The 23,673-nt window shown below is 60.7% G+C and carries 22 protein-coding genes; 9 read left to right on the forward strand and 13 right to left on the reverse strand.

All coding sequences use genetic code 11. The features are described from left to right. Positions 1–19: 19 nt before the first annotated feature. The 8 genes from QZ196_RS12290 to QZ196_RS12325 all read left to right on the forward strand — a co-directional run bounded on the left by QZ196_RS12290 (position 20) and on the right by QZ196_RS12325 (position 8,251). The gene (locus QZ196_RS12290) at positions 20–634 is read left to right on the forward strand and encodes a sulfotransferase (protein ID WP_296426802.1); all 615 of its coding nucleotides are present in this window, start codon (positions 20–22) and stop codon (positions 632–634) included. A 60-nt stretch (positions 635–694) separates the two neighbouring features. Then, entirely contained in the window at positions 695–1,705 is a 1,011-nt protein-coding gene (locus tag QZ196_RS12295) for a zinc-binding dehydrogenase (protein ID WP_296426804.1), read from the forward strand. 270 nt (positions 1,706–1,975) lie between these two features. Then, positions 1,976–2,332, forward strand: a complete 357-nt coding sequence (gene rsfS, locus QZ196_RS12300; protein ID WP_296426806.1) for a ribosome silencing factor — start codon at positions 1,976–1,978, stop codon at positions 2,330–2,332. Then, the gene (gene rlmH / locus QZ196_RS12305) at positions 2,332–2,802 is read left to right on the forward strand and encodes a 23S rRNA (pseudouridine(1915)-N(3))-methyltransferase RlmH (RefSeq protein ID WP_296426810.1); all 471 of its coding nucleotides are present in this window, start codon (positions 2,332–2,334) and stop codon (positions 2,800–2,802) included. The genes rsfS and rlmH overlap by 1 nt, the downstream gene beginning before the upstream one ends. A 62-nt stretch (positions 2,803–2,864) precedes the next feature. Then, the gene (gene gpmI / locus QZ196_RS12310; protein ID WP_296426812.1) at positions 2,865–4,379 is read left to right on the forward strand and encodes a 2,3-bisphosphoglycerate-independent phosphoglycerate mutase; all 1,515 of its coding nucleotides are present in this window, start codon (positions 2,865–2,867) and stop codon (positions 4,377–4,379) included. Beyond that, a complete protein-coding gene (locus QZ196_RS12315; RefSeq protein ID WP_296426814.1) occupies positions 4,376–5,455 on the forward strand; it encodes a peptidoglycan DD-metalloendopeptidase family protein in 1,080 nt (359 codons plus the stop codon). Before gpmI ends, QZ196_RS12315 begins: the two co-directional genes overlap by 4 nt. Before the next feature lie 8 nt (positions 5,456–5,463). Continuing rightward, positions 5,464–6,810 (forward strand): S41 family peptidase, encoded by a 1,347-nt coding sequence (locus tag QZ196_RS12320; protein ID WP_296426816.1) that lies wholly within the window; start codon positions 5,464–5,466, stop codon positions 6,808–6,810. 232 nt (positions 6,811–7,042) lie between these two features. Continuing rightward, positions 7,043–8,251, forward strand: a complete 1,209-nt coding sequence (locus tag QZ196_RS12325) for a PLP-dependent aminotransferase family protein (protein ID WP_296426818.1) — start codon at positions 7,043–7,045, stop codon at positions 8,249–8,251. On the opposite strand, the gene QZ196_RS12330 is transcribed toward QZ196_RS12325, so the two are convergent. The 6 genes from QZ196_RS12330 to QZ196_RS12355 all read right to left on the reverse strand — a co-directional run bounded on the left by QZ196_RS12330 (position 8,252) and on the right by QZ196_RS12355 (position 16,433). Further along, positions 8,252–10,696 carry an FAD-dependent oxidoreductase gene (locus QZ196_RS12330; protein ID WP_296426820.1) on the reverse strand — a complete coding sequence of 815 codons (2,445 nt, stop codon included), beginning with the start codon at positions 10,694–10,696 and terminating at the stop codon, positions 8,252–8,254. 3 nt (positions 10,697–10,699) lie between these two features. Next, positions 10,700–11,584: a homocysteine S-methyltransferase family protein gene (locus QZ196_RS12335; RefSeq protein WP_296426822.1), complete on the reverse strand. Its 885-nt coding sequence runs from the start codon at positions 11,582–11,584 to the stop codon at positions 10,700–10,702. Then, positions 11,581–14,043, reverse strand: coding sequence for an FAD-dependent oxidoreductase (locus QZ196_RS12340; protein WP_296426824.1), 2,463 nt, complete (start codon positions 14,041–14,043; stop codon positions 11,581–11,583). Before QZ196_RS12340 ends, QZ196_RS12335 begins: the two co-directional genes overlap by 4 nt. Positions 14,044–14,055: 12 nt before the next feature. Then, positions 14,056–14,625: an XRE family transcriptional regulator gene (locus QZ196_RS12345; RefSeq protein ID WP_296426826.1), complete on the reverse strand. Its 570-nt coding sequence runs from the start codon at positions 14,623–14,625 to the stop codon at positions 14,056–14,058. A gap of 105 nt (positions 14,626–14,730) precedes the next feature. After that, positions 14,731–15,183, reverse strand: a complete 453-nt coding sequence (locus tag QZ196_RS12350; protein ID WP_296426828.1) for a GAF domain-containing protein — start codon at positions 15,181–15,183, stop codon at positions 14,731–14,733. Between the two features lie 89 nt (positions 15,184–15,272). Then, positions 15,273–16,433 carry an acetyl-CoA C-acyltransferase gene (locus QZ196_RS12355; RefSeq protein WP_296426829.1) on the reverse strand — a complete coding sequence of 387 codons (1,161 nt, stop codon included), beginning with the start codon at positions 16,431–16,433 and terminating at the stop codon, positions 15,273–15,275. 265 nt (positions 16,434–16,698) lie between these two features. On the opposite strand from QZ196_RS12355, the gene QZ196_RS12360 reads away from it, so the two are divergent. Further along, positions 16,699–18,276, forward strand: a complete 1,578-nt coding sequence (locus QZ196_RS12360) for a gamma-glutamyltransferase family protein (RefSeq protein WP_296426831.1) — start codon at positions 16,699–16,701, stop codon at positions 18,274–18,276. Between the two features lie 26 nt (positions 18,277–18,302). Here QZ196_RS12360 and QZ196_RS12365 read toward each other — a convergent pair whose 3' ends face one another. The 7 genes from QZ196_RS12365 to QZ196_RS12395 form a co-directional block, all read right to left on the reverse strand. Continuing rightward, positions 18,303–18,701, reverse strand: a complete 399-nt coding sequence (locus QZ196_RS12365) for a hypothetical protein (protein WP_296426832.1) — start codon at positions 18,699–18,701, stop codon at positions 18,303–18,305. Positions 18,702–18,829: 128 nt separating this feature from the next. Beyond that, on the reverse strand, positions 18,830–19,651 hold the full coding sequence (locus QZ196_RS12370) for a bifunctional allantoicase/(S)-ureidoglycine aminohydrolase (RefSeq protein WP_296426834.1): 822 nt from the start codon (positions 19,649–19,651) through the stop codon (positions 18,830–18,832). Positions 19,652–19,745: 94 nt separating this feature from the next. Beyond that, a complete protein-coding gene (locus QZ196_RS12375; protein ID WP_296426836.1) occupies positions 19,746–20,414 on the reverse strand; it encodes a cupin domain-containing protein in 669 nt (222 codons plus the stop codon). 9 nt (positions 20,415–20,423) lie between these two features. Continuing rightward, on the reverse strand, positions 20,424–21,182 hold the full coding sequence (locus QZ196_RS12380) for a 5-oxoprolinase subunit PxpA (protein ID WP_296426838.1): 759 nt from the start codon (positions 21,180–21,182) through the stop codon (positions 20,424–20,426). Continuing rightward, positions 21,166–22,203 carry a biotin-dependent carboxyltransferase family protein gene (locus tag QZ196_RS12385; RefSeq protein WP_296426839.1) on the reverse strand — a complete coding sequence of 346 codons (1,038 nt, stop codon included), beginning with the start codon at positions 22,201–22,203 and terminating at the stop codon, positions 21,166–21,168. The genes QZ196_RS12380 and QZ196_RS12385 overlap by 17 nt, the downstream gene beginning before the upstream one ends. After that, the gene (locus QZ196_RS12390; RefSeq protein WP_296426841.1) at positions 22,203–22,934 is read right to left on the reverse strand and encodes a carboxyltransferase domain-containing protein; all 732 of its coding nucleotides are present in this window, start codon (positions 22,932–22,934) and stop codon (positions 22,203–22,205) included. Before QZ196_RS12390 ends, QZ196_RS12385 begins: the two co-directional genes overlap by 1 nt. Before the next feature lie 188 nt (positions 22,935–23,122). Continuing rightward, on the reverse strand, positions 23,123–23,673 hold a 551-nt coding region (locus QZ196_RS12395), incomplete at its 5' end, for a sigma factor-like helix-turn-helix DNA-binding protein (RefSeq protein ID WP_296426843.1).

The raw sequence follows: 23,673 nt of genomic DNA on the forward strand, positions 1-23,673 counted from the left end.
ATTTCCGATGGATCGTTTGATGAGACTATTCAACCTGGGTCTTCCGAAATCCGGAACGACCACCTTGCAGGCCGCTCTCACCCGGTCGGGGTTGAAGGCGGCGCATTGGACGGCGCAAAAAACAACACGGTTTGGCCGAAAGAAGACCGAATTCTATGTCGGTCAAAGTATTTATTCCAACTACCTGTTGGGACGCGATCCGTTGTTCGATCTCAAGCATTTCGATGCGATTACGCAGGCGGACGTCATCATGCCGCCGTTCAGTTTGTGGCCGCAGATGGACATGGCACTGCTTGCGCAGATACGTCACCATCACCCAGACTGCCTCTTCATTTTGCTCAAGCGCAACCCAGAAAAGGTCGCCGATAGTATCAAGCGTTGGTACGACATGCAGGACCGCTTTTCGGCGCTTGGTGCGCCCGGCTTGCTGCCGCAAAAAGCGGCATCTTTTGATGGGATGGTGGCATGGATCAACGGCCACTACAAAGATATGAACGGCACATTTGGTCAGACGGCGCAGTATCTTGAACTTGATATCGAAGACGATGATGCCCCAGACCAGCTTGGCAAGGCACTTGGTATCACGATCAAATGGTGGGGTCGTGAAAACGTAAACCAACCCACTGCGCTTTGAGATAAAATAGCAGCGGAATAACGCCGTCAACCCAATTGAACAGGACATGGTTTTGATATGATGATGCATGCATTGATACAGCGCGAAGACGGGTTTTCCGGCACGCAAACCGGGCCGGATATCGCTGACCTGACGCCGTTTCTGACCCACGCGGAAATCGACGTGCCCACCCCCGGTCCGGGGCAGGCGCTGATCAAGGTCCACCTTGCCGCCGTCAACCCATCCGATATCCACTTTATCAAAGGGGAATATGGGCAACCCCGCAGGCGCGGCGTCCCCGCCGGGTTCGAAGGCGTGGGCGAGGTGATCGCAGGCGATACCGCGCTGATCGGGCACCGGGTCAGCTTTTTTGCCACCGCATCGGGCACTTGGGCCGGATATGCCTTGACCGACGCGTCGGGCCTTGTCCCATGCCGCGCGGATCTTGCGGTAACCGATGCCGCCGGGCAATTGGTCAACCCGCTGACCGCTATCGCGATGTTCGATATGATCCGCAACAGCGGCGCTGACAGCTTCATCGTGAACGCCGCAGGCTCGCAACTGGGTAAACTGCTGATTGCATTGGGCCGCGATTATGGCATCCAACCCATTGCCGTGGTCCGCCGGGCCGAACAGGCCGCCGCCCTCAAGGCGCTCGGCGCGGCGCATGTCATCGTGACCCGCGACCCCGATCCGCTGGATCAGGCGCAGGCCATCTTCGAATCCCTCAAGCCATGCATCTTGCTGGACGCGGTGGGCGACCAATTCACCGCTGATCTGTTCTTTGCGATGCCCAGCGGCGCCCGCTGGATCAACTACGGCAAATTGTCCACCGATGCCCCCAAGCTGACCCAACTGGGCCAGCTGATTTTTCAGGCCAAGCAGATCGAAGGTTTTTGGCTGACACGCTGGATGAAGCAGGCAGACCCCGCCCGCATCCCCGAGGCGTTCAGCGAAATTCAAAAGCGCTTCGTCACCGGCAAATGGACCACCGACGTGGCCGGGATCGTTCCGCTGTCCGCCGCCATGGAAAAGCTGCCACAGGTGCTGGCCATGCCTGATGGCAAAGCCTTCATTGATCCCCGTGCCTAGCATTCAGATGCGCGGCGACGCCAAGGGCGGCGATGCAATTGGTTGCTGAATTGTGACGTTTTCGGCTTTCGTCATATCAGCTGTTGCAGATGTGGCCCGAATCCGCGACATGCGTGGGTCACGCCCGTCAGTTTGTTGAAAAACCGGATGCGGGTTGCTATCTAACGACTACGCCCCGCGTCGGGGCTTTGGCGGCGCACCACCTAGGAGGACAATGAACTGTCTCTTTCCACCACGGCTGCCGTTGCAGTCAATAGCGGGGCCCTCGCAATGAATGCCCTGAAAACCGCGACCAGCGAAACCCTACTGGCCGCCGTGCTGAAATCCCTTGATGACGACAAAGCCGAGGATATCGTGCAGATCAATCTGCGCGGCAAATCCGAAATGGGCGACTATATGGTCATCGCGACTGGCCGGTCCTCACGGCAGGTGACGGCAATTGCCGAAAAGCTCGCAGACCGGCTCAAGCAGGAATTCGGCGTCATTTCCAAAACCGAAGGCAAGGAAACAGGCGATTGGGTCCTTGTTGATACCGGCGATGTGATCGTGCATATCTTCCGTCCCGAAGTCCGCGAATTCTACCAGCTCGAAAAAATGTGGCAGCCCGGGGCCGCTACGGTCAGCTGATGCGCGTCCATATCTGCGCTGTGGGCCGATTACGGCAAGGCCCGGAGCGCGACCTTTACGACGATTACCTCACCCGGTTTGACCGCACCGGGCGCGCCTTGGCGCTTGGTCCCGCCCAATTGACCGAGGTCGAGGATAAAAAAGGCGGCGGAATGGCCGCCGAAGCCACGTTGCTGCAGCGCGCCATCCCTGACGGGGCGCTGATTTGCGCCATGGATGAACGGGGCAAGGTTCTGACCTCTCCTGCTTTCGCGGCCCAACTGGGCCAATGGCGTGATCAAGGCCGCGCAGATGTGGCCTTTGTCATCGGTGGTGCCGATGGGATCGACCCCAGCCTGCGCGCGCAGGCCGACACCGCGCTTAGCTTTGGGAAAATGGTCTGGCCGCATATGCTGGTGCGTGTGATGCTGGCCGAACAGCTCTACCGTGCTGCGTCAATCCTTGCCGGTTCACCGTACCACCGCGCATAGCGGTTTGCGCCCGGCTCCTGATGCGCTAAACCAAAGCCAACACATAGGAATAGGAATCCGCCATGCCCAGCCCGAAACCCGTTGTCCTGTGCATTCTCGACGGCTGGGGCCTGCGTGACGACCCGATCGGCAACGCGCCAAAATTGGCCGATACCCCCAACTTCGACGCCATCATGCAGGGTCCGCACGCCAAATTGCTGACCCACGGCCCTGACGCGGGGTTGCCATCGGGCCAAATGGGCAACTCCGAAGTCGGGCACACCAATATCGGCGCAGGCCGTGTCGTCGCGATGGACCTTGGCCAGATTGACTTGGCGATCGAGGACGCCTCCTTTGCCACGGCGCCTGCGATCCGGGATTTTATCGCCCGGATCAAGAAAACCGGCGGCACCGCGCACCTTATGGGCGTCGTCTCGGACGGCGGCGTGCATGGCCATATCGACCATATCATCGCAGCGGCGACAGCGCTCGCCGATGCGGGCATCCCGGTTGCGATCCACGCCATCACCGACGGGCGCGACGTGGCGCCATCCTCGGCCGATCATTTCATGAAAACCCTCCAAGACAGCCTCTGCGCAGGCGCCGAAATCGTCACCGTGATCGGGCGCTACTATGCGATGGACCGCGACAACCGCTGGGAACGGGTCGCAACCGCCTATGACGCGATGGCCAAAGGGCAGGGCGACCGCGCCGCAACCCCTGATGCGGCGATTGCTGCCGCCTATGCGAACGGCAAAACCGATGAATTCATCCCCGCCACCGTTATCGGCGATTACGCTGGTTTCAAAGACGGCGACGGGCTTTTCTGCCTCAACTTCCGGTCCGACCGGGCGCGCGAAATTCTTGCCGCCATTGCCGACCCTGAATTTGACGGCTTTGAACGTGTCATGCCCCACCTTGCCGCCTGCCTTGGCATGGTCAGCTACTCCGATCGGCACGACGCATGGTTTACCACCGTCTTTCCCAAGCGCGACATCCAGAACACGTTGGGCGCATGGGTCGCCAAACACAACCTGCGCCAGTTCCGTCTGGCCGAAACCGAAAAATATCCACACGTCACCTTCTTTCTCAACGGCGGCAAGGAGACGCCAGAGAAGGGCGAAGACCGCTGTATGCCCAAATCGCCAAAGGTCGCGACCTACGACCTGCAGCCCGAAATGTCCGCCCCTGCGGTCACGGCGGCTTTCGTGACGGCAATTGCAGACGGCTATGACCTGATCGTGGCCAACTACGCCAACCCCGATATGGTCGGGCACACCGGTGACCTGAACGCCGGAATCAAAGCCTGCGAAGCGGTGGATCACGGACTGGGCGAGGTTCTCAAAGCGCTTGACGCGGCGGGCGGCGCGATGATTGTCACCGCAGATCATGGCAATTGCGAAATGATGATCGACCCCGAAACCGGCGGGCCGCACACCGCGCATACCCTCAACCCGGTGCCGGTGATTCTGGTCGGCGGTCCCGCCGGGGCCAGCTTGCGCGATGGCCGCCTTGCCGATCTCGCGCCAACGATTCTTGATCTGATGGGTCTTGCACTGCCCCCTGAAATGACCGGCACAAGCTTGATCGTCAGATGAGGATCGCGGCGCTCTTGATCTGTCTGGCCCTGCCAGTTGCAGCACAGTCCCCCGGCGACGCGGCTCAGGCCGCAGCACAGCGGCTCGAGGCGGCGCAGATGCGGATGGCCGAAGCACGCGGCGCGCCTGACCGGGTCAAGGCCCTCACCGAAACCGTTCAGGCCTACGAGGACGGGTTGACCGCGATGCGCGACAGCCTGCGACAGGTCGCGATGCGCGAAACCGCCATCGAGACCGACCTTGATCAGAACCGCGAAGAGGTCGCAAAACTGCTCGGTGTGCTGCAAACCATCAGCCAGACGCCAGCACCGGTATTGTTGACCCACCCCCGCGGGCCGCTTGGCGCGGCGCGGTCGGGCATGATGGTGGCCGATGTCACGCCGGCGCTTCAGGCCAAAGTGATGGTGCTGCAGGATCAACTCACCGAAATCACCCAGTTGCGGACCCTGCAACAAGACGCGGTGCGCATGCTGACGGATGGGTTGGGCGGGGCGCAAACCGCACGGGCGGCGCTGGGCCTTGCCATTTCGCAACGCACCGACCTGCCGCTCCGGTTCCAAGAGGACCCGATTCAAACCGCATTGCTACTGGCCAGCACCGACACGCTTGCCGCCTTCGCCAGCCGCATGGCCGACAGCGCGCCTGACCTCGACACCCGGATCGCACCGACCGGCAATCTGCCGCTGCCGGTGCGTGGTCAGGTTCTGCCCGACGGCGACCGGGCCGGTATCTTGATCGCCGCAGCCCCACGCGCGCTGGTCACGGCGCCGATTGCCGCGACGATTCTGTTTCGCGGGCCGCTGCTGGAATATGGCAATGTCATGATCCTCGAACCCTCTGCCGACGTGCTGTTTGTGATCGCCGGACTGGCCGAAGTTTTTGGCGAGCCGGGTGAAATCGTCGCTGCCGGGGCGCCATTGGGGCTTTTGGGCGGGGAACAGTTGGGTGTTGACGGTATTTTGACTGAAAACAGCCAGATTGGTGCCGACGATGGGCAGCAAACCCTTTATCTCGAGGTAAGAGAAGGGCAGAGTCCAGTAAACCCCGACGCTTGGTTTGCGCTGGAACAGGAATAGGACACGGTATGAAAAAGTTGATGATGGCCGCCGTTGGCGGCGCCGCTTTGGGTCTGATCGCAAGCAGTCAGCTTGCCGGACCGCTTCTTGCGCAAGAGGCCCAGAGCAACGCGACTGTCTACGAACAGCTTGACCTTTTTGGCGATATCTTCGAACGGATCCGGGCCGGATATGTCGAAGATGTGGACGAAAAAGACCTGATCGAGGCTGCGATCAACGGCATGCTCACCTCGCTTGATCCCCATTCCAGCTATCTGTCTGCCGATGATGCCGCAGCGATGCGGGTACAGACATCGGGCGAATTCGGTGGACTGGGGATCGAGGTGACGCAGGAAGATGGCTGGGTCAAAGTCGTGTCCCCGATGGACGGAACCCCTGCGGATGCAGCCGGTATTCAGGCCGGTGACTTTATCACGGCGGTGGATGGCGAAAGCGTGCTGGGGCTGACGCTTGATGATGCGGTAACGATGATGCGCGGCCCTGTCGGGTCCGAAATTATCGTGACAATCGTGCGCGAGGACGAGGTTGAACCATTCGACGTGTCGATCATCCGTGACACCATCAAACTGACCGCCGTGCGCAGCCGGACCGAAGGCAACGCCGTGGTGCTGCGTGTGACGACATTTAACGAACAGACATTCCCCAACCTGCGCGACGGTCTGGAAAAGCAGATCGAAGACGCCGGTGGGATCGAAAATGTTGACGGCATCGTGCTGGATCTGCGCAACAATCCGGGCGGTCTGCTCAATCAGGCGATCTATGTTTCCGATGCCTTCCTTGATGCGGGCGAAATCGTGTCGACCCGTGGCCGCGACCCATCCGACGGGGAACGCTTTAACGCTGCCATGGGTGATCTGGCACAGGGCAAACCCATCGTTGTGCTGATCAACGGGGGTTCGGCCTCCGCGTCCGAAATCGTCGCGGGTGCATTGCAAGATCACCGGCGTGCGATTGTTGTGGGGACAAAATCCTTTGGCAAAGGGTCGGTGCAAACTGTTGTGCCATTGCGCGGCGAAGGTGCGATGCGGTTGACCACGGCGCGTTATTACACGCCGTCGGGACGGTCCATTCAGGCGCTCGGCATCTCGCCTGATATCATCGTTGAACAGCCCCGGCCGCGCCCCGTCACTGACACAGAAGAGGAAACGCCGCCACGCCTGCGCTCCGAAGCTGACCTGCGCGGATCACTGAACAATGACAGCCTGACCGAGGATGAGATCCGCCAGATCGAAGAAGACCGCGCCCGCGCCGAAGCTGCAGCACAGCTGCGCGAAGACGACTATCAACTGGCCTATGCGATTGATATTCTCAAGGGTCTCAACGCATTGGGTCCAACGACGCTTGGCGCGAACTAGACCAGATATGTGATGCATTGATGCCCGCCCCCGATTGGGGCGGGCGTTTTCATCGGTCTGCGGTGCCACGGGCATGGGTGGGTTGAAACCCACCTTACGGTCTGGCTATGCCGTGTCCAAATTCGATGTCCGGCACATCCTGCGCAATTCCGTGTCCGCATATGTCAGTATTGTTGACTTAGGTTGAATTTTCGTCATGTTGACCGCAACAACTGCACGGAGAGGAAGCGCTATGTTGTGGGATCAGGTTTTTGCATCGCGTATTTCGCGGATGAAAGCATCCGAAATCCGCGAGCTTCTCAAGCTGTTGGACCAACCCGACATCATTTCCTTTGCCGGTGGCATCCCCGATCCCGACCTGTTTCCAACGGCGGCCTTCAAGGCGGCCTATGCCGATATTTTCGACACCGGCGCGCAGGCAGAGGCCCTGCAATATTCGGTCAGCGAAGGGTATGCGCCGCTACGTCAGTGGATTGCGGCCCAGATGGCCAAGCTGGGCGTGCCCTGTGACATCGACAATATCCTGATCACCTCTGGCTCGCAGCAGGGCCTTGATTATCTGGGCAAACTGTTTCTATCGCCGGGTGATACGGCATTGGTCGGCTGGCCGACGTATCTGGGCGCATTGGGCGCGTTTAATGCCTACGAGCCGCACTATGACCGGCTGACACCCAACAGCAACCGTGCGCCGCAGGATTATGCCGATACGGCTACGGCACATGGCGGACAGGTCAAATTTGCCTATATGTCCGTCGATTTTGCGAACCCGACCGGTGAAACGCTTGCCCGTGACGGACGCCAAAACATTCTGGACCTGGCTGCCGCATTGGATATCGCCGTGATCGAAGACGCGGCCTATCAGGCGTTGCGCTATGATGGCGATGCGATCCCGCCGATCCTTGCGCTGGAAATTGCCCGTACCGGCAGCATCGACGCCTGCCGCACCATCTATTGCGGCAGCTTTTCCAAGACGCTGGCACCGGGGCTGCGGGTCGGCTGGGTCTGCGCCGCCAAGCCGGTGATTTCCCAACTTGTCTTGATGAAACAAGCCGCCGATTTGCATTCATCGACGATCAACCAGATGGCCATAGCCACCGTCGCCACGACGATTTTCGATGATCATGTGACCAGACTGCGCAACACTTACCGCGCGCGCCGCGATGCCATGTTGCAGGCGCTTGCCACGTATATGCCCGCTGGCGTGACATGGACCAAACCCCAAGGCGGCATGTTCGTCTGGCTGACCCTGCCAACCCACATGGACGGGGCGGCGTTGCTGGCCAAATCGCTGGACACCCAGCGAGTCGCGTTCGTACCGGGGCGCGCGTTTCATGCGGACGGGTCCGGCGGAAACACCCTCAGGTTGAGCTTTTCGCTGGCCGACGAGGCGATGATCGACCAAGGGATCAAACGTCTTGGCGTGCTGCTGTCTGCGGGCTGATTATCCCTTGGTACGCTCTGCCGTGGGGTCATAAAACGGGCGCAGCTGCGCCTGCGCGTGCACCCGCGTTCCCATCACATCAATCTCAAACCGGCTGGCCAGCAGGTCGGACACGCTTTCGCCGTCGCAAGGCACATACCCCATGCCAAGCGCGGCCCCCAGATGGTGCCCATACCCCCCCGACGTCAGATGGCCGACCACGGCACCGTGGCGGACAATCGGCTCATTGTGATACAGCAGCGGTGCGGGATCGGTCAGCCTGAACTGCACCAGCCGCCGCGCCAACCCTGCATCACGCTTGCGCAGCACCGCATCGCGGCCAATGAAATCGGCCTTTTCGGTCTTCACCGCAAAGCCAAGACCGGCCTCAAGCACATGATCTTCGCAGGTAATATCATGCCCGAAATGCCGAAATCCTTTTTCCAGCCGGGCGCAATCCATCATATGCATCCCGCACAGCCGCAGGCCCAGCCCTTGGCCCGCCGCATGCAGCGTTTCAAACACATGGGCGGCCATATCGGTGGATACGTAAATCTCCCAGCCCAGCTCGCCCACATATGTAACCCTGTGGACGCGCGCCAGGGCCATCCCGATTTCGATCTGCTGCGCGGTTCCAAAGGGATTGTGCGCGTTTGAAAAATCCGCAGGCGATACCCGTTCCAGCAACCGCCGGCTGTTGGGGCCCATCACGGCCAGCACGCCTTCTCCGGCTGTCACATCGGTGATCACGACGTTAAACTCGCCGACATGCCGCTGCATCCAGACCTGATCGGCCTGCCGCGTCGCCGCCGGGGTGACCACCAGATAGCTCAGTTCGGACAGGCGGGTAATCGTCACATCCGCCTCGATCCCGCCGCGCGGGTTCAGGAACTGACTATAGACGATCTTGCCCACCGGCACGTCATACTGCCCGCCCGCGACATAGTTCAGAAACGCCGTCGCATCGCGCCCTTCGACCCGAATTTTGCCGAACGACGTCATGTCATACATGCCGACATTGGTGCGGACCGCGTTCAGTTCGGCGGCGACATTGCCAAAAAAGTTCTGCCGCTTCCAACTGTATTCATAGACCGGCGCTTGCCCTGCGTCGGCAAACCAATTGGCGCGCTCCCAGCCCGCCAATTCCCCCATGACAGCGCCCTGATCCAACAAATGCTGGTGGAACGGTGTCCGCCTGATCCCGCGTGCTGTGGCCTTTTGGCGATAGGGAAAATGGTCGGCATAAAGCAGACCCAAGGTTTCCTTTGACCGTTCAAACAGATACGTCTTGTTGCCCTGAAACGGCTGCATCCGGGCGATATCAACATCGCCCAGATCAAACGGCTTTTCCCCCTGATCCATCCACTGCGCCAGGGCCATGCCCGCGCCACCCGCCGACTGAATCCCGATCGAATTGAACCCGGCCGCAACCCAGACATTGTCCATCTCGGGTGCCAGTCCCAGATGATAGGCGTCATCGGGGGTAAAGCTTTCGGGACCATTGAAAAACGTGTGTATCCCCGCGTCTGCCAGCATCGGCATCCGGAGCACGGCAGCCTCCAGGATCGGCTCGAAATGGTCAAAGTCCTCGGGTAGCTGGTCAAATTCGAAATCGGCAGGAATGCCCGCCATGCCCCAGGGTTTTGCGACCGGTTCAAACGCGCCCAGCAGGATTTTACCCGCGTCTTCCTTGTAGTAGGCACATTCGTCCGGCACCCGCAGCACCGGCATGCTGGTCAGCCCGGCAATCGGCGCGGTCACGACATAGAAATGTTCGCAGGCATGGAGCGGCACATTCACCCCCGCCATGCGACCAACCGCGTGGCCCCACATGCCAGCGCAATTCACCACCATATCGCAGGCAATCGTGCCGGTTTCATCGCCGTTGGCCCAGTCAACCGAACTGACCCGGCGACCGGCATGATTGATCGCCGTGACCGCAGTGCGCTCTGCCACCACGGCCCCGTTCATCCGGGCTCCTTTGGCCAAAGCAAGGGCGATATTGCCCGGATCGCCCTGACCATCCAGCGGCAGATAAACCCCAGCCGTCACACCGTCCGTGTTCAGATGCGGGTATCTGGCCTTTACCTCGGTTGGTGATATCTCCGCGACCTCAACACCAAAGGCACGGGCCATTGCGGCGGCACGGAAAATCTCTTCGCGGCGCTCTTGGGTCAGGGCAACGGTGATCGAACCCACACGCTTGAACCCGGTCGCCACACCTGTCTCGGCCTCCAGATTCCCGTACAGCTCTTGGGAATACTTTGCCAATTTGGTCATGTTCGCCGTGGCGCGCAACTGCGCAATCAGCCCGGCGGCGTGCCAGGTGGTGCCAGACGTCAACTGCTTGCGTTCCAGCAGCACCACATCCTTCCAGCCCAGTTGGGTGAGGTGGTACGCCACCGAACAGCCGATGACACCGCCACCGATAATCACAACACGGGCTTTGTCAGGAAGCGGGGCCATGCGTCACACGATCCTGTGTCCGGCCGCGCGGATCGCTGCGGCCAGTGTGGCAATATGGGGCGGGCCAACCTCGCAACAGCCGCCGACGATCGTCGCGCCCTGCGCGATCCAACCCATCGCAAATGCGGCATAGGCGTCGGGGCCCAGATCATGCCGCGCCGACAGGCTGTCCACCGTAGGCTTATCCTTTAGGAAATCCGCTGTGATCTGCGTAAACCCATTGGCATAGGCCCCAAACGGCAGGCCGCTGCGCGCCAGCACATCCAGCGCGGCGGCCATCGCCTCGGGGGCGGCGCAATTGGCCAGCACCGCAGCCGCTCCATCGACGGCGATCGGCAATACCTCTGCCAACAGCTCGCCCGACCGCAACCGCGTGCCATCGGCATCGTTTACCGTCATCGAAAGCCACACGGGTTTGCCCGCCGTGCGTGCGCCGTCCAGCACCGCGCGGGCCTGCGCAACCGATGCCACCGTTTCGCAGATCATCAGGTCTACATGGGGGGCCAACATCTGTGCCACCTCGGCATATAGCGGCATTGCCTCGGCGTGATCGGGATGGATATCAGGGCGATAAGACGCCCTGAGCGGGCCAATCGACCCCGCGATGCGGTGACCGGCGCAGGCGGTCCTTGCCTCGGCGATGGCGGCCAGATGCAAGGCGGCAAACTGGCTTTCCAGCGGCGTTCCGGCAAGACGGTCGTGGTGGATCGCATAGGTGTTGGTCGTATGCACCGTGGCACCCGCCGCAACATAATCGCGGTGCACATCTGCGACCATGCCGGGGTGGTCGATCATCACTTGGGTTGACCACAGGTGCGTGGGGGCGTCACCCGCACGGTGGACCAATTCCTGGCCCATCCCGCCATCCAGAAGGGTAATATCAGTCATGCTTTGATCCGTTCGTTTTCAGGGTCCCAAAGGGGCTGATCGGCTTCTATGGTAGCTGCGAAACTGACGCCATAGATTTCGATTTCGACCGATGTGCCGGGCACCGCCAAATCGGCGCGGACCATCCCAAGCGCGATGGATTTGCCCACCCGGTATCCCCACGCCCCCGACGTCGTCTCGCCCACGACCTGTCCCGCGTGCAAAATCGTTGACATATAGGGCGCGTCGCACGGCCCCGGATCGTCCAGCGTCAGTGTGACAAATCGCTTTGCCACGCCGCGCTGCTGCTCGGCCAGTAACGCGGCCTTGCCCATAAAATCCGGCTTGTCGTATTTGATGAACCGCTCCAACCCGCCTTCCAGCATCGAATAATCGGTCGAAAGGTCGCCCTTCCATGCGCGATAGCCTTTTTCGATCCGCAAGGCATTCAGCGCGAACATGCCGAATGGCTTCATCCCATGCGGCGCACCCGCAGCGGTCAGAGACGCGTAAATCTGTGGCGTGTCGGCAATTTTGCTATGCACCTCCCAGCCCATCTCACCCGCGAAGGACACCCGCACAAGCTGCACCCAGATATCACCGATCTGCGCCGATTGATGTGTCAGCCACGGGCCGCTCAGGTCCGCATCTGTCACGCTGCCCAGAATATCGCGCGCCTTCGGCCCGGTCAGAATTTGGCACGAAAATGCGTCGGTCACGTCGGTCAGGCTGAACCCGGCGTCATCGGGCATATGATCCCGCAACCACGCCATGTCATGCCACTGCGCCACAGCGGCGGTGATCAGGAAAAAGAAATCATCATCCAGCCGCATCGCTGACATTTCCGTCACGATCCGGCCCCGGTCGTCGGCGAAATACAACAGGCCGATGCGCCCCACCTTCGGAATGCCGCCCGTACAAAGCCCGCGCAGGAAATCGGCGGCCCCCGGTCCCTGTAGGCGGAACCGCGAAAACCCCGGCAGGTCAAGCAGGCCCGCCGCGTCGCGCACAGCTTCGCATTCCGCCTTGATCCGGGGTTGCCACGGGCCCGCACGGCCCCAGGTCTGCGTCGCCGCCTCGGACAGATCATCGCCGGGTTGCGCAAACCAATTGGCCCGCTCCCACCCATTATAGGCGCCCATCACGCCACCAAGGGCGCGGACCTGCGCATCGACCGGCGACAGCTTTTTGTCGCGCCCGGCGGGCCAGATATGACAGGGGAAATGCATTGCGTATTCGTGGCCATAGGTTTCAACAGCCTTGGCGTGGCAGTAATCCTGATCGGTGTAATCGGTAAACCGGCGCGGATCACAGGCCCACATGTCCCATTCCGTCTGCCCATCCACGATCCATTCGGCAGCCACCTTGCCCGCACCGCCGCCTTGGGTAATGCCAAACGTAAACACACAGGCCTCATACGCATTCCTGACGCCCGGCATCGGTCCGATCAATGGCAGCCCATCGGGGGCATAGGGGATCGGGCCGTTGATCACCCGACCCACACCGGCCGTCCCAAGGATCGGGACCCGCGCCATCGCATCCTCGATATACCATTCCAGCCGTTCCAGATCGTCGGGATACAACTGGAAGCTGAAATCATCAGGCAGCGGATCATCGGGCGTGACCCAATGCGCGCGGCAGTTCCGTTCGTAGGGGCCAAGGTTCAACCCGTTCTTGTCCTGCCGCAGGTAGTACGAACTGTCCACGTCCCGCAGCAACGGCACCTTGCGGCCATGGGCGTCGGTCCATGCCTTTAATTCCGGAATCTCTTCGGTCAGGAAATATTGGTGCGACATGGTGACCATCGGGACGGTGCGGCCGCCATACGGCTTGAACCACTCGCCCACGCGCTGGGCGTAATACCCGGCGGCATTCACGACCTTTTCGCAGGCGATATCACCTTTGTCGGTATGCACGATCCAGCCACCGCTGGTCTGGGTCACACCCGTGGCACCGCAAAACCGCTCGATCCGGGCGCCCATCTGCCGCGCGCCTTTGGCCAGCGCCTGGGTCAGCTGGGCGGGGTCAATGTCCCCATCATCAGGATCATACAGCGCACCGGCCAGATCATGGGTTTCCAAAAACGGATAGGCGGCCTGTGCCTGATCCGGCGTCATCAGGTCCAGCGACAGCCCCTGATAATTCCCCATGCTGCGCGCACGGGCGAATTCCTGCATCCGCTCCTTGCTATGCGCCAGCCGGATCGACCCGGTGACGTGGTAGTTCATCGGATAATCCACCTCGGCAGCCAAACCTTTATAAAGCGCCAAGGAATAGCGCTGCATGTTCATCACCGCCCAAGACGTGCTGAACGACGGGCAATTCCCGGCCGCATGCCAGGTCGATCCCGCCGTCAGTTCGTTCTTTTCCAGCAATACGCAATCGGTCCAGCCCTTTTTGGCCAGATGGTACAGGGTGGATACACCCACAATGCCGCCACCAATGATGACGACGCGGGCAGACGTCGGGAAATCAGCCATTTTGTGCCCCTTTCAATAGACTGGCGGTGAGATCACCCAGATGATGTCACAAATCTCGGCATATGGATTGGCCCAGCGGAACGGCTCGCCGCGCAGGCGAAAACTGTCACCCTTGCCAAGCTGAAACATCGTGCCGTCGATCCACAGGTGGAACCGACCGGCGGTGATATATCCGATCTCTTGCGTCTGGCGCGCCTGATACGACATCAGCGCGGCACCGGGCGCAAATGATGAATGAACCACCTCAAAGTCGTCGGTCAGATCCGGTGACAATAATTCCTCAACCAGTCCGGGCGCGCGCGATCCAATCGGCCTGCGGGCATGGGCGCGCACGATCATGCCGCTTTCGGCGGCATTGGTGCTGGTCTGCACAAAGCTTGAAATCGACACATCCAGCAGCAACGCCATGGCCGACAGATCGTCCGTCGTCGGGGTCGAGATGTCACGCTCGACCTGACTAAGCCATCCGACAGACCGGCCCAGCCCGTCTGCCAAATCGGTCAGTGTCATCCCGCGGGCCTTGCGCAGGGCACGCAAATCAGCCCCAAGTGGCCGTCCAGCCCGACGATTGGTCACCTGCATGATGCACCCGTGAAAAAACACCCCTGATATTTCACTATGCACAGGCTCCATACGATTGCAACAATGCTTTTAAACGGTGGTGCGCAATTAATCGTAAATTGCCAGCTACTTTTCAAACACGGCTTTCAGCATCGCCGCCATTGCATCTGCATCGCGTTGATCAAATGCGTCGGGTTGGTTGCTATCAATGTCAAAGACACCGATCAGCGCGCCTGCCGCGTTCAACACGGGCAGCACCAGTTCGGATCGTGTGCTGCTGGCGCAGGCAATATGGCCGGCAAACGCATCGACATCCGGGACCAACTGCACGGTCCGCGTCCGCGCAGCAGCGCCACACACACCGCGGGTGAACGGAATGACAAGGCAGCCGTGCCCGCCCTGATAGGGGCCGATCTTTAATATCCCGGGCGCCGTGACCCGGTAAAATCCGGTCCAGTCAAAACGATCATCGCTGTGATGCACCTCGCAGGCGACAGTCGCCATGAGCGCGACGGCGTCATCTTCGCCAGCGGTCAGGGCCGCGATGGTTTGGGCTAGGGTAGGATAGTCGACACGCATGCGGACACCTTCGGGAGCAAGAGGTCCCGGGTCAAGCCCGGGACGGTTGCGCCTCTCACTACCTGAGAGGGGTGAAAAGTCCAGCCGCGCTATGGCCGCTCAATCGCGATGGCTGTGCCTTCGCCGCCGCCGATGCAAATCGCGGCCACACCCCGTTTCAGCCCGCGTGTTTCCAGCGCATGCAGCAGCGTGACAATGATCCGTGCGCCCGACGCCCCGATGGGGTGCCCCAAAGCGCATGCGCCGCCGTGCACATTGATCTTCTCACGCGGCACCCGCATCTCGCGCATGAATGCCATCGGCACCACCGCAAACGCCTCGTTCACCTCCCACAGGTCTACATCGTCAACAGACCAGCCGATTTTCGCCAGCAGCTTTTGCGCGGCGGGGACAGGCGCCGTGGTGAACCAGCCGGGCGCCAGCGCGTGGCTTGCATGGCCCAGGATGCGCGCCCGGCCCGGACCCGCCTGCGCGCCATCGGCCAGCACCAACGCCGCCGCGCCATCGGAAATGCTTGATGAATTGGCCGCAGTCACCGTGCCGCCTTCGCGAAACGCGGGTTTCAACGTCGGGATCTTCTCGGGCCGGGCCTTTGCGGGTTGCTCATCGGCGCGCACGATCACATCCCCACCGCGCGTGCGCAACGTGACTGCGGCGATCTCGGGGTCAAACGCGCCGCTGTCCTGTGCGGCCAAGGCATTCGCCAGCGACGCCAACGCATATGCATCCTGATCGGCACGGCTGAACTGAAACTTCTGCGCGCAATCTTCGGCAAACGTCCCCATCAGACGTCCCTTGTCATAGGCATCCTCCAGCCCGTCCAAAAACATGCTGTCCAGCGCTTGCTGGTGACCGATCCTTGCTCCGGCACGCATATTGGGCATCAGATAGGGCGCATTTGTCATGCTCTCCATTCCGCCGGCAATCATCAGCTGCGCGCCACCCACTGCGATCTGATCAAACGCCATCATCGTGGCCTTCATCCCCGATCCGCACATCTTGTTCAGGGTGGTGGCGGGCACATCGTCGCCCAGACCCGCGGCAAATCCGGCCTGCCGGGCGGGCGCCTGACCTTGCCCCGCAGGCAACACACACCCCATAAGAACCTCATCCACCGTGGTCACACCGGCGCCCGCCATCGCAGCCTTGATCGCGGTGCCACCCAATATCGGCGCTGCAACCTCCGCAAACACGCCCTGAAACCCGCCCATCGGCGTACGCGCAGCCCCTGTGATGACAACCTTCTGCATTCCCAGCTCTCCTTTTGATCACGGCCAAGGCTATGACCCACGCACCAAAAGGAAAAGCCCTCAAACGGTCACAATCTTATCACGGTCCCGCCGTGATCACGGGGCAAACATACCTCATTGCCAAACGGCTAAACCCGGCGCCACCTGCCAAAAGCCCCCACCTAAGCAGGCGGCGCCGGGACAAAATCCCCCAAATCCCCCTGATATTCCGATTGCGCCCGACACGCATTCCCCTACGTTCGTGCCAACGAACAAGGGAACCACCATGCGCGACTTTCACAAACCTGGCCGCTCGGCTGTCTATGCAACCAACGGCATCTGCGCCACGTCGCACCCGCTTGCCGCCAAAGTCGCCGTTCAAATCCTCGAGGCAGGCGGCAACGCCATGGACGCCGCCATCGCAGGCGCGGTTCTGCTGGGCATCTGCGAACCGCAAATGACCGGCATCGGCGGCGACTGCTTTGTGCTGCTGACCCCTCCGGGCGAAGACCGCGTCGTCGCGATGAACGGCTCTGGCCGGGCGCCTGCCGGTCTTGACGCCGCAACGCTGCGCGCCAAAGGCCAAACCGTCATCGCCCCCTACAGCGCCGACGCCGTCACGATCCCCGGCGCAATTGATGCGTTTTGCCAGTTGTCCACAGATTTCGGCAAGCTGGGACTCAAGGCCATCCTCGCCCCCGCGATCCATTACGCCGAAACCGGTGTGCCCGTCGCGCCCCGCGTCGCGTTCGACTGGGCGCTGGCCACCGACAACCTGCAAGGCAAAGCGCGCGACCTGTATCTGATGAACGGGCAGGCCCCGATCCCCGGCCAAACCTTTGCCGCGCCCGGTCAGGCCGACGTGCTGCGACGTATCGCCATGAATGGGCGCGCCGCCTTCTACGAAGGTGAAATCGCCGAAGATATGGTCGCATCCCTGAACGCGCTGGGCGGCACCCATACGCTTGATGACTTCGCTGACACGACCTGCGACTACACCGACCCGGTCACCGGCGGCTACGGCGGGCTGGATTTGTTCGAGCATCCGCCGAACGGGCAGGGCGCCACGGCGATCCTGATCCTGAACATACTGAAACATTTCGACATCGCCGGTATGGACCCATGGGGCGCCGAACGCGCCCACATCGAAGCCGAGGCGACGAAACTTGGCTATGACGCCCGCAACCGGTTCATCGCCGACGCCGATCACACGACCCGGCTGGACCATATGACAGCGCCGGAAACAGCCGCGAAACTCGCGGCCCTGATCGACCCCGCCAAAGCGATGCCCGCCGGGCTGCCGGGGGCCGAGGCGGTGCATAAAGACACCATTTACATCACCGTGGTGGACAAGGACGGCATGAGCGTCTCGCTGATCTATTCGGTGTTTCATTCATTCGGCGCGGGCATTGCATCGGACAAATTCGGCATCCTGTTCCAGAACCGCGGCGCGGGCTTCACCCTCGAAGACGGGCACCCCAACGAGGCGAAGGGCGGCAAACGCCCGATGCACACGATCATTCCCGGCCTGCTCAAGAAAGATGGCAAACCCTACATGCCCTTCGGCGTTATGGGTGGTGCCTATCAATCCACCGGACACGCCCGGTTCGTCACCAACGTCACCGATTTCGGGCTGTCCCCCCAAGACGCGATCGACGCCCCCCGGTGCTTTGCGGATGGTCCCGTGCTGAACGTCGAAAACGGCTATAGCGATGCGGTCAAGGCGACGCTGCGCGATCTTGGTCACAACGTGCAAACGCCGCAAACCGCCATCGGCGGTGCCCAAGCGATCATGATCCACGACACCGGCGTGCTCGAAGCAGGTAGTGATCCGCGCAAAGATGGCTGTGCGTTAGGTTACTGACGGCGGGCGGGGTTTGCCCCGCCCCGTCACCGCGCCCCGCGCAATGACCGCAAAAATAATCCGATTCCACCCACCAGCAGCACCAGAATGACGATCAGATCAAATGCGCTCATGCCGCGCAGTTGCAGGGTCATATTTGCGATGACACCAAAGACCAGCGCGACGATGGACCCGGCGGCCAGAACCCAGCCGATCCAATTGCGCGCATTGTAAAATATCATGCCCACGCCGAACATGAAGGGGATCAGGATCATGCCGCTGGTCACTGGCAGCCCGGCCACCCGGAACGCCACACTGCCCATGCCGAAATTCGGGCGCACCACGATCCCATTCAGCAGCAGATACCCGCCACCGATCATCATGATCAGGCCGATCAGAAAACTGCCGGTGCCGCCATCGTTCCCGCCCGCGCCGCGTCGTGCCATCAGGCTCTCCACTCAATCAATGGTCCGTGTGTATGCGATCCTTCGATGGGGTGGAACCCATGCGGTGCAGATGCGTACAGTTGTACGTACACGATATGTACGGGGTCTGTACGCACTATTTCTGCCTGCTACTTCAGCGCCATGTGGCGGTTCACGTCCTTGTAAAGCAGGTATCGAAACGGCCCCGGCCCGCCCGCATAACAGGCCTGTGGGCAGAACGCGCGTAACCACATAAAGTCGCCCGCCTCAACCTCGACCCAATCTTGGTTGAGCCGATAAACTGCTTTGCCTTCAAGCACATACAGCCCGTGTTCCATCACATGCGTCTCAGCAAAGGGGATCACGGCACCGGGTTGAAGCGTGACAATATTCACATGCATGTCGTGGCGCATATCGCCGGGATCCACAAAACGGGTCGTGGCCCATTTCCCGTCTGTCCCCGGCATTGCAGTCGTCGTGCCGATGCTTTCGTCACATACAAAAGCCACGGGCGCATCGATCCCGTCAACCTGTTGATAAGACTTGCGAATCCAATGAAATTTCGCCAGCGTTTCACCATCGTTCTTAAGCTGCCAATCAGACCCCGCAGGCAAATACGCATAGCCCCCGGTCCCAATCCGATGCCCCTCTCTCCCGATCTGCAAAGTGACCCCGCCCGCAACCACAAACAGCACGGCCTGTGCGTTTGGGTCGGTTTCTGGCCGTGTGCTGCCACCGCCCGGTGCGACCTCCATGATGTACTGGCTAAACGTCTCGGCAAAGCCCGAAAGGGGGCGGGCCAGAACCCACGCGCGCGTCTTGTCCCAAAACGGTAGGTTGCTGGTCACAATATCGGTCATGACGCCTTTGGGAATAACGGCGTAAGCCTCTGTAAAGACTGCGCGATCTGTCAATAGTTGGGTCTGTGGCGGCAGGCCACCGGTCGGCGCATAATAGGGGCTTTTTGGCATCATGTGTTCCTTTGATTGCCGACATTAGACCCTATGCCCGTCACCTATGAAAGAGGCGGCAAACCAATAGGAACCTTCTGTTTTCTTTGAAGGTTCAGACGCTGGGCGCCGCTGCAAACGGCAGATGCCCGGTCTTGACCCAGACCTTTGCACCGTTCCTGCCCGCCGTTATTTCGATGGAGTCGCCGTCGGGGCTGCGCAGCCACGATCCGGCCCGCAAATCATCATCGCCAGCCTGCAGCGTGCCGTCCAAAACCAATAATTCCGCCCCGCCAGCGGCGGCATCCGACCAGCTTGCCCCGGGTGCCAACGCCAGATAACGCACCGTTTCACGGTCATCTTTATGCAGCGTTTTCAATGTGATACCCTTGGCCTCCGGGGTGAGATCACTTGCCATGTCGATCCGGAATTGGGTGCGGTCTTTTGGATCGAACTGCCACAGCTTTACGAAAATCACGCAGCCGGCTGCCGCGCCCGGTGTATGCGCGGACGTCGGCGGGTTGCGAACATAGGTCCCCGCCGGATAATCGCCGTGTTCATCCTGAAACACCCCGCTTAACACGATAAACTCTTCGCCGCCGGTGTGCGTATGCGCCGAAAACTGACTGCCGGGCGCATAGCGGACAATGCTTGTCGCGCGCGCCACCTCGTCTCCGATCCGGTCGAGCATGCGGCGGTCAACACCGGGAATAGGGGATGCCTGCCAAGGCAGATCATCAGAGTGGATCAGGGCGCGCTTGGTGAAATCTGCGTTAAGTTCCATCATGTTACCTTAAATTGGTGCGAGCGTTATGCCTGCGTTTGCCAGATGCGTGCGAATGCCACGCGCCATTTTTACGGCATCTGGCGTATCGCCGTGCAGGCAAATTGTATCAATGCGGCACGGGATTTGCTTGCCACTTTCGGAAATGATTGCTTCGATTTCGAGCATCGCCAGAATACGGGCCGCTGCAACCTCGGCATCATGCAATACCGCGCCCGGCTTGCTGCGGTGGACAAGGGTCGCATCATCCTCATAGGCGCGGTCAGCAAAAATCTCACCGGCCCAATTGCAGCCAAGATCACGCACCACGCTTTCCATAGCTGTCGCAGCCAGCACCATGATGATGATGTCCGGATCGACGTCCAGCGCAGCCTGATAACATGCACGGGCCAAGGTCGTATCGACCGAGGCCATGTTGGACAAGGCGCCGTGCAGTTTCAAATGGCGCACGGTGCCGCCCGCGCGACGCGCAACGGCCTGTGCCGCACCTAATTGATAGGCCACGGCGTTGGCAATCTCGTCATGGGGCAACGGCAAGGGCCTGCGCCCGAACCCTTTGAGATCGGCAAATCCCGGATGCGCGCCGATACTGACACCCTTGGCGACCGCCGTTTTCATGGTTTGCGCCATGACGTCAGGATCACCGGCATGAAAGCCACAGGCGATATTGGCAGAGGTCACGATATCCAACAGCGCCGCATCATCGCCCATCGTCCAAGGGCCGTACGCTTCGCCCATATCAGCATTCAGATCAACTTTGCGGATCATATCGCGGCCTTTCGAGGTCATCGCCGGGTGTCACGCCGCTGATCAACTGATAGCCCAGAAGGTCGGCGATATCGCGCGGATCGCGGACGCGGGGTTGGCATAGCTGCCGCAACGCGCGGCGTACTGTCTGATCTGACTGGGCTGTCGCATCGGCCTCGGCCAAAGTGAGAAACTGAAATCGCAGCGCGGCACCGGGCATCGCTTGTGCGACGCGCGGCAGATCACCGGGCACAACTGTCCCGATACGGGGATAGCCGCCGATGGTCTGACATTCCGCCAAAAGGATATATGGCACACCTTCGCCGGTCATCTGAATGTCACCCGGCACAATCAGATCGGACAGGATGTTAAGCTGACCCGATGTCGCAAAACCGGTGCCTGCGTGGTCCAGCCGAATGCCCTGACGATTCCCGCGCGGGCTGCGCTGAAATGTCGTTTCGGCAAAGCTTTGCAAGGTATCTGCGGTGAAATAGTCCGTTTGCGGGCCGGGCATAACGCGCACCGTGCCACCATTCAGCCGGTCACTTTGCGGCAGCAGCATTGGCCCGGCAAGCGGATCGGTGTCGCGGCCCAATTGCAGGGTTTCGCCGATTTCAAGCCTGTGCCCGATACCGGCTGTCAAATGCGTTGCGCGGCTGTCCATGACCGGATCTGTTGTGATGCCGCCAGCAAATGCCAGATAACCGTAAACGCCCTTGCGGACGCCGCCGATGGTCAAGCGTTGACCGGCGCGCAGCAGTTGCGTGGTGTTATGCTGTACCGGGGTGCCGTCGATACTGGCCTGCATTTCGGCACCAGTCAGCGCGATGCGGGTGTCGGCACTGACACTGAACACGCCGCCCATGCCCATCATTTCGAGAACGGCGTTCTGGTTGTCGGTTGCCAAGAGCGTGGCGGCCTCCAGCACAGCGAACCGATCCGCCGCACCGCCTTGGGACAGGCCGCGCGCGGTCCAGCCGGGACGGCCCAAATCCTGCACCGTTACACCGGGGCCGACGCTATGAATGGTCAATGTCAGCATTAGCTCAGCACCTTGCAAGTGGCGCCGCCATTGGTGTCGGTATTTTGGTGCAATGTGGCGAATTCGCTGTCCGATATCTGACGAAACGTCACCGCATCGCCGGGCGCCAGCGCAAATGGCTCTGGTGCGTCGGGCCGGTAGACAGCAAAGGCTGTCTGCCCGATATGCCGCCAGCCGGTGGGCGCGTCAGCGGCAAAGATGATCAGCTGTCGAACAGCGGCCACCAAGGCACCGTTTGGCATCTTCTCGGTCAGGCTGGTCTGGCGCGGAATGTCCCAAGCAGGTGGCAACATGCCAAGGTAGGGCTGGCCGGGGGCAAACCCGATGGCAATGACGCGCAGGGTCTGTGCCTCGATTTCGGCAATGGCCTGTTCCGGGGTGTAACCTGCCAGAGCGGCCGCTTCGGCCAATTGCGGGGCGTAGTCGGGGCCAAAAGCGACGGGTATTTGCCAAAGTCGTTTCGGGCTGCCATCTGCGCTGTCCAGCTTGCCGCAGGCGATCTGCAGGGCACGGGTGACGGCCGCCCGGTCGGTCAATTCGCGGTCAAACGCGACCCGCACCGAGGTCAAGGAAGACGCAACTTCTGTCACGCCGGGCAGGGCCATCGCGTCGACCTGATTGCGAAATGCCAATGCTCTTTGATTTGCCTGTTCGGATAACTCTCTTGCGAACCGCACAAGAATACCATCCACGCCCAAGGGCCGAAATTCTGGTGGTGGCAACTGAATCATGGCGCTGTAATCCGTCTGTCGTTTATCACCCTTTAGTGTGAACCCGCCTACGGTTTGTCAATGCTGATGGGGTCAGATGATCTGGGGTTCCAGCGAATTAAGCAACATGGCCTGCCCAATTGCCGAGCGTATTTGTTCCCCGCCGTATGGTCTTGCAACAATAAATGCGGGCTCTTCACCGGCTCCTGTCAGTAGGCGTTCAGGAAAAGCAGTGACAAAAATTGTGGGCACTTGGCCCGCGTGCCGCACAATATCGGCCACGGCATCAATGCCAGAGGAGCCGCTGCCAATTGAATATCCGATAGAATTAGGTCGGGCGTTGCGTGCCTAACCAGTGCAACGGCCTCGGTTCGGGTGCGGGCGATGCCGAACAGATCGTGACCCAGTTCGATAATTCTATCGTGCATATCAGCGGCGATCAGGGCCTCGTCCTCGATCATCATGATGCGGCCCTTTGCGCTGTGGCGCATCTCTTGGCGCGCGGTCGTCAGAAGTGCTTCGACGCGGTTGGCCGGAATCTGCATGATTTCTGCGATCTGGCGTGTCGTAAAACCTTCGATCGACTTCAGCAGCAAGGCTTCGTGGGCATCGGGGGTCAATGATGCACGGATGCCGACCGCTTTGGAGCTGGCGTCATCAACCGGCCTGCGGAACTTTGCCCAGATTTGGTGAAATGCACAAAACTGAAGTGGTCCGGCAAAACTGGACAGCGTGCTAAGATGTATCCAACCCGAACGAA

Origin of the sequence: Yoonia sp., from assembly GCF_017854565.1 — a bacterium.
In the GTDB taxonomy this organism is placed as follows: Bacteria; Pseudomonadota; Alphaproteobacteria; order Rhodobacterales; family Rhodobacteraceae; genus Yoonia.

Bases quoted from the DNA above. Each gene is read 5' to 3' on its own strand.
- QZ196_RS12320 (WP_296426816.1), top strand. From the start codon at position 5,464: ATGAAAAAGTTGATGATGGCCGCCGTTGGCGGCGCCGCTTTGGGTCTG.
- QZ196_RS12330 (WP_296426820.1), bottom strand. From the start codon at position 10,696: ATGGCCCCGCTTCCTGACAAAGCCCGTGTTGTGATTATCGGTGGCGGT.
- QZ196_RS12350 (WP_296426828.1), bottom strand. From the start codon at position 15,183: ATGCGTGTCGACTATCCTACCCTAGCCCAAACCATCGCGGCCCTGACC.
- QZ196_RS12355 (WP_296426829.1), bottom strand. From the start codon at position 16,433: ATGCAGAAGGTTGTCATCACAGGGGCTGCGCGTACGCCGATGGGCGGG.
- QZ196_RS12295 (WP_296426804.1), top strand. From the start codon at position 695: ATGATGCATGCATTGATACAGCGCGAAGACGGGTTTTCCGGCACGCAA.
- rlmH (WP_296426810.1), top strand. From the start codon at position 2,332: ATGCGCGTCCATATCTGCGCTGTGGGCCGATTACGGCAAGGCCCGGAG.
- QZ196_RS12360 (WP_296426831.1), top strand. From the start codon at position 16,699: ATGCGCGACTTTCACAAACCTGGCCGCTCGGCTGTCTATGCAACCAAC.
- QZ196_RS12325 (WP_296426818.1), top strand. From the start codon at position 7,043: ATGTTGTGGGATCAGGTTTTTGCATCGCGTATTTCGCGGATGAAAGCA.
- gpmI (WP_296426812.1), top strand. From the start codon at position 2,865: ATGCCCAGCCCGAAACCCGTTGTCCTGTGCATTCTCGACGGCTGGGGC.
- QZ196_RS12315 (WP_296426814.1), top strand. From the start codon at position 4,376: ATGAGGATCGCGGCGCTCTTGATCTGTCTGGCCCTGCCAGTTGCAGCA.
- QZ196_RS12365 (WP_296426832.1), bottom strand. From the start codon at position 18,701: ATGGCACGACGCGGCGCGGGCGGGAACGATGGCGGCACCGGCAGTTTT.
- QZ196_RS12380 (WP_296426838.1), bottom strand. From the start codon at position 21,182: ATGATCCGCAAAGTTGATCTGAATGCTGATATGGGCGAAGCGTACGGC.
- QZ196_RS12385 (WP_296426839.1), bottom strand. From the start codon at position 22,203: ATGCTGACATTGACCATTCATAGCGTCGGCCCCGGTGTAACGGTGCAG.
- QZ196_RS12375 (WP_296426836.1), bottom strand. From the start codon at position 20,414: ATGGAACTTAACGCAGATTTCACCAAGCGCGCCCTGATCCACTCTGAT.
- QZ196_RS12340 (WP_296426824.1), bottom strand. From the start codon at position 14,043: ATGGCTGATTTCCCGACGTCTGCCCGCGTCGTCATCATTGGTGGCGGC.
- QZ196_RS12290 (WP_296426802.1), top strand. From the start codon at position 20: ATGAGACTATTCAACCTGGGTCTTCCGAAATCCGGAACGACCACCTTG.
- QZ196_RS12335 (WP_296426822.1), bottom strand. From the start codon at position 11,584: ATGACTGATATTACCCTTCTGGATGGCGGGATGGGCCAGGAATTGGTC.
- rsfS (WP_296426806.1), top strand. From the start codon at position 1,976: ATGAATGCCCTGAAAACCGCGACCAGCGAAACCCTACTGGCCGCCGTG.
- QZ196_RS12345 (WP_296426826.1), bottom strand. From the start codon at position 14,625: ATGCAGGTGACCAATCGTCGGGCTGGACGGCCACTTGGGGCTGATTTG.
- QZ196_RS12370 (WP_296426834.1), bottom strand. From the start codon at position 19,651: ATGCCAAAAAGCCCCTATTATGCGCCGACCGGTGGCCTGCCGCCACAG.
- QZ196_RS12390 (WP_296426841.1), bottom strand. From the start codon at position 22,934: ATGATTCAGTTGCCACCACCAGAATTTCGGCCCTTGGGCGTGGATGGT.